Genomic DNA, 9590 nt, shown 5'->3' with positions numbered 1-9590 from the left:
ACCCATCGGCTTCGACAGCGCCTTTCGTTGGCGAAGCCAGCACGCGCCGGCCGCTTTTTTAAGAGAGACTGACGGACCTATGCACGCCTATCGCACCCACACTTGCGGCGCCCTGACTGCGGGCGATGTCGGCCAGGACGTCCGGCTTTCGGGCTGGGTCCACCGCAAGCGCGATCATGGCGGTGTGCTGTTCGTCGATCTGCGCGACCATTACGGGCTGACCCAGATCGTGTGCGATACCGACAGCCCCGCGCTGCCCGTGCTCGACCGCCTGCGCGTGGAGTCGGTCGTGACGATCGACGGCACGGTCAAGGCGCGCGCCGAGGGCACCGCCAACGCCAACCTCGCCACCGGCGACATCGAGGTATTCGCCCGCGCGGTCTCGGTCCAGTCGGAGGCGCAGGAACTGCCGCTGCCGGTCGCGGGCGAGGCCGAATATCCCGAGGATATCCGCCTGCGCTATCGCTTCCTCGACCTGCGGCGCGAACGCCTGCACCGGAACATCGTCCTGCGGTCGAACGTGATCGCATCGATGCGGCGGCGGATGATCGCGCAGGGCTTCACCGAATTCCAGACGCCGATCCTGACCGCGTCGTCGCCCGAAGGCGCGCGCGACTTCCTCGTCCCCAGCCGTATCCATCCGGGCAAGTTCTACGCGCTGCCGCAGGCGCCGCAGATGTTCAAGCAGCTGCTGATGGTCGCGGGCTTCGACCGATACTTCCAGATCGCGCCCTGCTTCCGCGACGAGGATGCGCGCGCCGATCGCAGCCCGGGCGAATTCTATCAGCTCGATTTCGAGATGAGCTACGTCACGCAGGAGGACGTGTTCGCCGCGATCGAGCCCGTGCTGCACGGCGTGTTCGAGGAATTCGCCGACGGCCGCACCGTCAGCCCCTGCCCATTCCCGCGCATTCCCTACCGTGAGGCCATGCTGAAATATGGGTCGGACAAGCCCGACCTGCGCAACCCGATCGAGATCACGGACGTGACCGATCATTTCCGGGCTTCGGGCTTCGGCATCTTCGCGCGGCTGGTGGAAAGCGGGAACGTCGTCCGCGCGATCCCCGCGCCGGGGGCGGGTGCGAAGAGCCGCAAATTCTTCGACGACATGAATGATTGGGCGCGCAAGGAAGGCTATACCGGGCTCGGCTACATCAACATCAAGGATGGCGAGCCCGGCGGCCCGATCGCCAAGAATCATGGCGAGGCGGGGACGGCGGCGCTGATCGAGGCGCTCGGCCTCGGCCCCAATGACGGCGTGTTCTTCGCCGCCGGCAAGGAAGGCCAGGCGGCCAAGCTCGCCGGCCTCGCCCGGACTCGCGTCGGCGAGGAGCTCGGTCTGATCGAACAGGGCGTGTTCCAGTTCTGCTGGATCGTCGACTTTCCGATGTTCGAATATGACGAGGACAACAAGAAGGTCGATTTCAGCCACAACCCCTTCTCGATGCCGCAAGGCGAGATGGAGGCGCTGGAGGGCAAGGACCCGCTCGATATCCTCGCTTACCAATATGACATCGTCTGCAATGGAATCGAATTGTCGTCGGGCGCGATCCGGAATCACAAGCTGGACGTGATGTACAAGGCGTTCGAGATTGCCGGCTATTCGCAGGCGGAAGTCGACGAGAGCTTCCCCGGCATGGTCGGCGCGTTCAAGTTCGGCGCGCCGCCGCACGGCGGGTCCGCGCCGGGCGTCGACCGGATCGTGATGCTGCTGGCGGATGAGCCCAACATTCGTGAGGTCGTGCTCTTCCCGATGAACCAGAAGGCCGAGGACCTGATGATGAATGCACCCTCCCCGGTCACGCCGAAGCAACTGCGCGAACTCAGCATCCGCGTGGTCGAGCAGCCCGGCAAGGCGTCCTGACGCTATGATGGTCCGCAGCTACTTGATTTAGTTAATATCTTCGTGAGAAATCGTTGATACGGACGCCTCATGGACGAGGTGTCGGATGCGGTGCAGGCCGTCAATCGCAAGGGGTGTCAGGGCTGTCGCGACGGCGAAGCCCTCGACATCGCTTTCTCAATGGCGTTCCAGCCGATCGTGGACGTCGCGCGCAACGCGCCCTTCGCCTACGAGGCGCTGGTGCGCGGTCCAGCGGGGGAGGGGGCGCCGACCATCCTCGACCAGATCACCGAAGCCAATCGCTATGCGTTCGATCAGGCGTGCCGGGTCAAGGCGATCGAGGCCGCGATGGCGGCCGGCATCATGGGGACGGATGCCCGGCTTTCGATCAACTTCCTGCCCAACGCGGTCTATTCGCCGGTCGCCTGCATCCAGTTGACGTTGCGGACGGCCGAGAGGAACGCCTTCCCGCCCGACCGGCTGATCTTTGAATTCACCGAGAATGAGCAGGTCGCGGCACCCGACCATGTCGGCGCGATCATCGACACTTATCGAAGGATCGGCTTCTCGGTCGCGATCGACGATTTCGGCGCCGGTCATTCGGGGCTCGGCCTGTTCGCGCGCTTCGCCAACGACATGGTCAAGCTCGACATGGAATTGGTGCGCGGCGTTGACCGCGATGCGCGCCGGCAGGCGATCGTCCGCGCGGTCGTCGGGCTGTGCGGCGAACTCGGCACCGTCGTGATCGCCGAGGGGATCGAAACGGCGGAGCAAGCGTATATGCTCCGCCGCCTCGGCATCCGTTACATGCAGGGTTACCTGTTCGCGCGCCCCGCGTTCGAGGCGCTGCCCGCGATCGACTTCGCCTTTCCCGACGCGGACACGGCAGGAGCCTAGCTGCCGGGCAGGTCGACGAAGGTCAGCGATGCGGCGCGGATCTGCGGCACGATCAGTCGATTGCGCTTCGGGTCGTGGCCGATCGCGGCCGGCACCTCGATATCGCGGGCCACCTGCGTGATCGGGCCGTCGTTGACAGCGACGTGATAGACCGCATGGCCATCCTGGCTCGCGACCAGCAGGCCGCCATCGGCGAGCGCGACGATGCCGTCGATCCGTCCCAGCGGAAGCGACCGTTCGCGCAGGATGCGGCCCGAGGGGTCGCGAAAGACCAGGTTCACGCCGCGCCCGCCATGCACGATCGTGCCGTCGGGCATCACGGCAATGCCATTGGGTTTTTCCAGCGTGTCGTTGCGCGCCACCCATTCGCTGACCTGGCCGGAGGGGGAGATGCGGAACAATGCGCCCGGCTGATCCGAGCGCGCGGAGTCCGTGACATAGATCGTGCCGTCCTTTGCGACCGCCAGATCGTTGAGCCGCTGCGCGCCCGGGACCGCGATCCCACCGGCTGCCTTGCCGGTGAGTCGATCGTAGATGCGGATCATACCGGGATCGGCGACGTAGACCTTCTCCCCGGCGATGAAGAGGCCGAGCGGGTCGGACAGGCCCGACGCCGTCCCGTCGATCCATTTCAGCGTTTCGACCGCGCCATCGGGCGTGACGATCGAAATGAAACCCGGCTGGTCGCCGTTGAGGTTGGATACGAGATAGCGGTCGGCGGCGGCGTCGTAGCGCACGCATTCCGATCCGACGAAGCCCACGTTCGCGATCGTTCGTGGCGCCTGCTGCGCGTGGGCAACGGTCGTGCCGAGCAGCGCCGCCAGCCAAAAAGCCTTCAGCATATTCCATCCTCCTCCTTTTGTTTGGAAGGACGTAGCGGCGAATTGCGAAGCGCGGTCAACCCTTTACGGGCGCAGCTCGAGCGGCCCGGCGAACCGGGCCGCCCACCCAATCATTGCCCGCGGACGATCTTCACCAGCGCGGCCGGGGCCTGCCCGGTGGGCAATGTGCCGCTGGCCGACAGCCGGCCCGCGCCATCGTCCCATCGCAAGGTCGCCGACTTGCCGGTGCCGTTCTTGTAGGCGTTGGTCACCCCGTCATCGTCGTACAGCGCGAAGGTCGTGCTGCGGCCGGGATAAACGCGGATCTCCGACAACGACTGCTTCTGCGTCGTGTTCTGGACCGGCGTGCCGAGGGGCACGATCGATCCCGCCCTCACGAACAAGGGCATGCGCTCGATCGGCGCGGCCGCGTCGATCCACTGACCGCCGGTGAAGCGCTTGTCGGTCCACCAATCATACCAGTCACTGCCGGCGGGGAGGTAGACCCGGCGGCTGGTCGCTCCCTGATCGGTCACCGGTGCCACCAGGAAGGCGGGGCCGAACATATATTGGTCGCCGATCGCCGCCACGGCGGGATCGTTGGGGAAGTCCATGAACAAGGCGCGCATGAACGGCGCGCCGGTTTCATAAGTCTGCCGGCCCATCGCGTAGAGATAGGGCATCAATTGGTAACGCAGGCGCAGCCAGTCGGCGAGGATCGGCTCGGCCGCCGTGCCATATTCCCAGATCGCCGACCCGCCCGGTCGGTCGCCGTGGATGCGGAGCGTGGGTGTGAAGCTGTTGAGTTGGAACCAGCGAACGAACAGCTCCGGATAATCTGGATAATTTCGCCCGGTCGAGACGGCGCCCGCGGGGTCGATCAGCGGCGGGTGCTGGGCCGCCGGCCCGCTGGGGACCTGCCACCCGCCCGTGTCGCTGCTGGTGTAGGCGATGCCGCTCGCCGCCATGTTCAGATTGGCGGGAACCTGCCGCCGGAGCGCTTCCCAGGTCGAGAAGACATCCGATGTCCAGAAGATCGCCCCGGACGCCTGCGTGCCCAGATAGGCTGCGCGTGCGAGGATCAGATTGCGGAAGTCTGGTCGGTCGCGGGCCGAACCATCCGCCACGCCCATCGTATGCACGAGCGGGAACAGATTATGATAACGATCACCCGATCCGATCGAGAATTGATAGCCATCGGGAATCAGGTCCGGCTCGGTCTCGTCGAGCCACGTATAGTCGAACCCTTGGGCAAGGATGTTGTCACGGATCTTGCCCCAGAACCACTCGCGCGCTTCGGGATTGGTGCTGTCGAGCAGCGCGCCGGCGCGATCATAGCGGACGGGCAGGCCATCGACCGGATTGCCGTCCTTGTCCTTGAGCAGCCAGCCCTTTGAGGCCAGCATGTCGAAATAGCGCCCCTCGCGCTCGTAGCGCGGCCAGACCGAGATGATCGACTTCATGCCCCAATCGTGGAGCTGACGGTTCATGCCGGCGGGATCGGGGAAGAAAGTGCGGTCGATGTCCATCTGTCCCATGCGGGTCCAGTGGAACCAGTCGAGCACCATGATATCGAGCGGGTATTGGCGGCTGCGATAGCCCTCGGCCACCGCCATCAGTTCGGCCTGGCGCTCATAGCGCGCCTTGGACTGGATCAGCCCGAACGCCGCCTTCGGCGGCAGGGGCGTGACGCCGGTCAGCAGGCGATAGCCCTTGTAGAGTTCGTCGCTGTTGTTGCCGGTGACGACGAAAAAGGAGACGCGCTCGCCGACCTCGCTCTGAAAGTGTGTGGAATTGTGCAGGCCGGGGGAGACCGTGGTGACCGATGGATTGTCCCACACGATCATGTAGTTGTTGCTGCTGACCAGGACCGGCACGCACACCGTCTCGCCCGCCGGGGCGTCGTAATAATGGCGGCAATCGATGGTCCGCCCGCGCAGGTCCAGCTTGCCTTCCTGATTCTGCCCCAGGCCATAGAAATGCTCGTTCGGGGTGACCGTGAAAGTGGCGCCGATACGGAAGGTTTTTTCATCGTTGACGGTGTGGGGCGCCATCTCCCACCCCTTCATCCGCACGATCGGCTTGCCGGCGCCGTCAGCGATCGAGATCGCGACCGGCGGCAGGGCGGAGGCACAATAGCGCGCCATCTGCGTCGGTGCGGCGGGCCACGGCTGCGGCTCGACCGTGACCTGCATCGAACCCGATGCAAGGCGGTCGCCGCCATCCCCGTTCGTCGAGCGGGTCCAGCCCGACGCATTCGCCTTGGCGACCACGCCATAGCCGGGCGCCGCGTCGGACAAGGTATGATCGAGCGCGATGGTTACCCGCACCACGTTGGGCGCGTAGGGCTCGATCGCGACCACGCTGCCGTGGCGGTCGACGCTCGCCAGCGGCGCGGCCAGCGCGCTGCCCCCCAGCAGGATGGCCGCCCATGTTGCCCCGATCGCTTTCATCCTGCCGCCCCTCCATTGCCGGTCTGCGGACCGGTGTCATACATCGCCAAAAAGATTTTCAAATAAGCGCCCTTCGACAAAGGCGGATCGATTTCCTATCTGACGCGCATGACCGCGCCGACACCGACCCTTGCCGGGCTTGACCTGCTCGCCGAAATCGATCGCCTCCGCCGCGAGCGGAACGCCGTGATCCTGGCGCACTATTATCAGGAGCCCGTGATCCAGGACCTGGCGGACTTCGTCGGCGACAGCCTCGACCTCAGCCGCAAAGCGGCGGAGACGGATGCCGACGTCATCGCCTTCTGCGGCGTCCGCTTCATGGCCGAGGTGGCGAAGATCCTGAGCCCGGACAAGACGGTGGTGCTGCCCGACATGGCGGCGGGATGCAGCCTGGAGGATAGCTGCCCGCCCGAACAATTTGGGCGCTTCCGCGCCGCCCACCCCGATCATCTGGCGATCACTTACATTAATTGCTCGGCGGCGGTGAAGGCGCACAGCGACATCATCGTGACGTCGTCGAGCGCTGAGAAGATCCTCGCGCAGCTGCCGATGGATCAGAAGATCATCTTCGCGCCGGACAAGAATCTCGGCGCCTATTTCAACCGCAAGACCGGTCGCGACATGTTGCTCTGGCCCGGCGCGTGCATCGTGCACGAGGCGTTCAGCGAGACCGAGCTCTTGAAGCTCAAGGCGCAGCATCCCGGCGCGCCGGTCGCGGCACACCCCGAATGCCCGGCCTATATCCTCGACCATGCCGATCTGGTGGGGTCGACACGCGCGATCCTCGAGTTCGCGCTGTCGAGCCCGCACCAGACGATCATCGTCGCGACCGAGCCGCACATCATCCACCAGATGGAGAAAGCCGCGCCGCATAAGCATTTCATCGGCGCGCCGGGCGCAGACGGGAACTGCAATTGCAACATGTGCCCGTACATGGCGCTCAACTCGATCGAGAAGCTCTACATCGCGCTGCGCGACCTCTCGCCCCGGATCGAGCTGGACGAGGAATTGCGGATCGCCGCGAAGCGCCCGCTCGACAGGATGCTCGAAATGGCGGGCGGCACGATCGGGCGGGGTGACGTCGGAGCACCCGTTACAGGCGACTGACCTCCAGCGCCGCGCTTGCGCTCATGCCGCGCCGGCCCCTATCGGGCGGCATGGACGATCAAGCCTTCCGCCTGACGGATTTCGATACCGACGCATTCGTCACGGCTGTCTTGGCGGAGGATCTGGGGCCGGGCGGCGACGTCACCTCCGCTTCGGTGATTCCTGACGACGCCCGCTTTTCAGGCGTGATGGCCGCACGCGAGCCGATGGTGACGGCAGGCCTCGCGCTGGCCGCCGCTTTCTTCCACCGTCTCGATCCCGCCGCGCGGATCGAACTAGCCGTGGAAGACGGGACGTCCTGCCACGCGGGATCGGTGCTGATGCGCGTGGAGGGGCAGGCGCGGGCGCTCCTGACCGCCGAGCGCTCGGCGCTCAACACGCTCCAGCATCTGTCGGGCATCGCCACCCTCACCCGCGCCTATGTCGATGCGATTGCGGGGACGGGGGCGGCCTTGCTCGACACGCGCAAGACCACGCCGGGCCTGCGTCTGCTGGAAAAGTACGCGACCCGCATGGGCGGCGCGCGCAATCATCGGATGGGCCTGTGGGATGCGGCGTTTTTCAAGGACAATCACGTCGCGGTGGCGGGCAGCGTTGAGCGGGCCGTGTCCCGCGCGGTCGCCGCCGGGGTCGGACGGATCATCGTCGAGGTCGATCGGATCGACCAGATCGCGCCCGCGCTCGCCGCCGGCGCGACGTGGCTCCTCCTCGACAACATGACTCCGCCGATGCTGCGCGAGGCGGTGGCGCTGGTCGACGGGCGCGTGCCCACCGAAGGGTCGGGCGGGGTGAGGCTGGATACGATCCGCGCCATCGCGGAAACGGGCGTGACCTACATTTCGGTCGGGCGTATCACGCAATCGGCGCCGGCGGTCGACATCGGTCTCGACTTCGCCAGCATCTGACGGGGGAGGGGCGATGATCGGCGCGACCATGTTGCTGGCGGGGGCGTTGGCTTGCCAGCCGCCCGAGACGCTGCCCAGGCCCCGGATCGATGGGCCGACGCAGGCGCAGCCGCGCCGCGCCCTGCCCATCGGAAGCTATACGCTCTCGCTCATCTGGACGCCCGAACAATGTCGTCGCGGGGACGGTAATGCCGAGGATATCGATTGCCGGGCGGCGCGGGGTTTCGTGCTGCACGGCCTGTGGCCGGACGGGGAGGGGCGCGACTGGCCGCAATATTGTCGTCCGGCTGCGGTGCTGCCGGAAAGGACGCTGAAGGCGCATTGGTGCGCCACCCCCTCGGCCCAATTGTTGCAGCACGAATGGGCCAAGCATGGCACGTGCATGCCTGGTTATACGCCCGATCGCTACTTCGCGACGGCCGGACGCCTGCTTCGCGGGCTGCGCGCGCCCGCCATGGTGCGATTGGCGCGGCGGGATCATCTGACCGTGGGACAGTTCTCCGCCGCCTATATCGCCGCGAACCGCCTGCCGGCGGGTTCCGTACGGCTGAACGTGAATCAGCGTGGGTGGCTGCGCGAAGTGTGGGTATGCCTGGACACGCGGTTCAGGGCCCGGCGTTGCCCCGCGCACCAGGGCGGCGCCGCGCCGGGCCGTCGCCTGCGGATCGAGCTGCCTTCGGCCTGATCGGTCAGCCCGGAAGCGTAGCCGTGGCCGGGTGATGCCGGTCGAGATGGCGCCGGATGATGCGCAGGTTGCGCGTGTTGGAGCGGAAGAAGAAATCGGGCACCGCGCCAACCCACGGAATCGCGCCCAGCAGCGCGTCGAGCCCGACATTGCCGAACATGCGTGCCATCTGCCACCGCGACATGCCGAGGTTGCGCGCCTCCCACACCATCCAGCTCCCAAGCGCCGCGCCCACCACGCTGCCCGCGACGGGAATGAGGTCGAGCATCACGTCGAGCCCGACCGGCCGATTGAGCCCGGGCAGGACGAACGCACGCTCCAGCAGGCGCTCCATCGCCTCAACACGCCTGCGGACGGACGCGGCGTCACGGCCCAAGCCGGGCATCTGCTCCGCCAATGCATCGAAGCGGGTCGTGTTACGCGCCATGGCGGTTCCTTCCGGCGCATGAGCACCGCAGCGGCCGATTGGTTCCGCCAACTCTTGTGTGATCATGGCAAGAGCGGGGGTGGAGACCTTGCCAGAGGAAGACTAGTGACGGCGGACAACTCACAGGGACGATTACATGGCTGGTTTCAAGACTCCGGACTTCAACGAACGTGCAGCGGCGGGCCGCGCCTCCAAGGAGGCCGCGCTTGCAAAGCTGCGCGCGAAGCCGAAGCCGGATCCGGCGGTGGTCGCCGAGCGCCAGGCCGCACAAGCCGCGCGGGATGCCGCGGCGGCCGAACGGCGTGAGGCGCGCGCACGCGCGATCGCGGAGGAAAAGGCCGCCAAGGCTGCGGCACGCGAGGAAAAGGCTGCCAAAGCGGCTGCGGCGGTCAAGCCCAAGCTGAGCGCCGAGGAGCTGAAAGCTGCCCGCGATGCGCGTTACGCCGCACGAA

9 protein-coding genes are annotated in these 9590 nt (G+C 66.3%); 6 read left to right on the top strand and 3 right to left on the bottom strand.

Annotated features, from left to right (window positions below; all coding sequences use genetic code 11):
* Positions 1-79 precede the first annotated feature (79 nt).
* Positions 80-1864, top strand: coding sequence for an aspartate--tRNA ligase (gene aspS / locus ACOJSF_RS03235; protein ID WP_420140795.1), 1785 nt, complete (start codon positions 80-82; stop codon positions 1862-1864).
* A 69-nt stretch (positions 1865-1933) separates the two neighbouring features.
* Entirely contained in the window at positions 1934-2740 is an 807-nt protein-coding gene (locus tag ACOJSF_RS03230; RefSeq protein WP_420140794.1) for an EAL domain-containing protein, read from the top strand.
* On the opposite strand, the gene ACOJSF_RS03225 is transcribed toward ACOJSF_RS03230, so the two are convergent.
* Entirely contained in the window at positions 2737-3582 is an 846-nt protein-coding gene (locus tag ACOJSF_RS03225; protein WP_420140793.1) for an SMP-30/gluconolactonase/LRE family protein, read from the bottom strand. The two genes, ACOJSF_RS03230 and ACOJSF_RS03225, sit on opposite strands and share 4 nt — an antisense overlap.
* A gap of 110 nt (positions 3583-3692) precedes the next feature.
* A complete protein-coding gene (locus tag ACOJSF_RS03220; RefSeq protein WP_420140792.1) occupies positions 3693-6014 on the bottom strand; it encodes a TIM-barrel domain-containing protein in 2322 nt (773 codons plus the stop codon).
* A 108-nt stretch (positions 6015-6122) separates the two neighbouring features.
* Here ACOJSF_RS03220 and nadA point away from each other — a divergent pair, with 108 nt between their 5' ends.
* The 3 genes from nadA to ACOJSF_RS03205 are packed head-to-tail and all read left to right on the top strand — an operon-like array spanning position 6123 to position 8711.
* Positions 6123-7121 (top strand): quinolinate synthase NadA, encoded by a 999-nt coding sequence (gene nadA / locus ACOJSF_RS03215; protein ID WP_420140791.1) that lies wholly within the window; start codon positions 6123-6125, stop codon positions 7119-7121.
* 50 nt (positions 7122-7171) lie between these two features.
* Positions 7172-8026 (top strand): carboxylating nicotinate-nucleotide diphosphorylase, encoded by an 855-nt coding sequence (gene nadC, locus ACOJSF_RS03210; protein ID WP_420140790.1) that lies wholly within the window; start codon positions 7172-7174, stop codon positions 8024-8026.
* A gap of 13 nt (positions 8027-8039) precedes the next feature.
* Positions 8040-8711: a ribonuclease T2 family protein gene (locus ACOJSF_RS03205; RefSeq protein WP_420140789.1), complete on the top strand. Its 672-nt coding sequence runs from the start codon at positions 8040-8042 to the stop codon at positions 8709-8711.
* A gap of 4 nt (positions 8712-8715) precedes the next feature.
* Here ACOJSF_RS03205 and ACOJSF_RS03200 read toward each other — a convergent pair whose 3' ends face one another.
* The gene (locus tag ACOJSF_RS03200) at positions 8716-9138 is read right to left on the bottom strand and encodes a DUF4112 domain-containing protein (RefSeq protein WP_420140788.1); all 423 of its coding nucleotides are present in this window, start codon (positions 9136-9138) and stop codon (positions 8716-8718) included.
* A gap of 136 nt (positions 9139-9274) precedes the next feature.
* Between ACOJSF_RS03200 and ACOJSF_RS03195 the strand changes: the two genes are divergently transcribed.
* On the top strand, positions 9275-9590 hold a 316-nt coding region (locus ACOJSF_RS03195), incomplete at its 3' end, for a DUF6481 family protein (RefSeq protein ID WP_420140787.1).

Origin of the sequence: Sphingomonas sp., assembly GCF_048594985.1 — a bacterium.
Taxonomy (GTDB): Bacteria; Pseudomonadota; Alphaproteobacteria; order Sphingomonadales; family Sphingomonadaceae; genus Sphingomonas_I.
The sequence above is the reverse complement of the archived record's forward strand: the minus strand, read 5'-3'. Positions and strand labels throughout refer to the sequence as shown.

Excerpts from the sequence above, each read along its gene's own strand:
- aspS (WP_420140795.1), top strand. The coding sequence starts at position 80 with ATGCACGCCTATCGCACCCACACTTGCGGCGCCCTGACTGCGGGCGAT.
- ACOJSF_RS03230 (WP_420140794.1), top strand. The coding sequence starts at position 1,934 with ATGGACGAGGTGTCGGATGCGGTGCAGGCCGTCAATCGCAAGGGGTGT.
- ACOJSF_RS03225 (WP_420140793.1), bottom strand. The coding sequence starts at position 3,582 with ATGCTGAAGGCTTTTTGGCTGGCGGCGCTGCTCGGCACGACCGTTGCC.
- ACOJSF_RS03220 (WP_420140792.1), bottom strand. The coding sequence starts at position 6,014 with ATGAAAGCGATCGGGGCAACATGGGCGGCCATCCTGCTGGGGGGCAGC.
- nadA (WP_420140791.1), top strand. The coding sequence starts at position 6,123 with ATGACCGCGCCGACACCGACCCTTGCCGGGCTTGACCTGCTCGCCGAA.
- nadC (WP_420140790.1), top strand. The coding sequence starts at position 7,172 with ATGGACGATCAAGCCTTCCGCCTGACGGATTTCGATACCGACGCATTC.
- ACOJSF_RS03205 (WP_420140789.1), top strand. The coding sequence starts at position 8,040 with ATGATCGGCGCGACCATGTTGCTGGCGGGGGCGTTGGCTTGCCAGCCG.
- ACOJSF_RS03200 (WP_420140788.1), bottom strand. The coding sequence starts at position 9,138 with ATGGCGCGTAACACGACCCGCTTCGATGCATTGGCGGAGCAGATGCCC.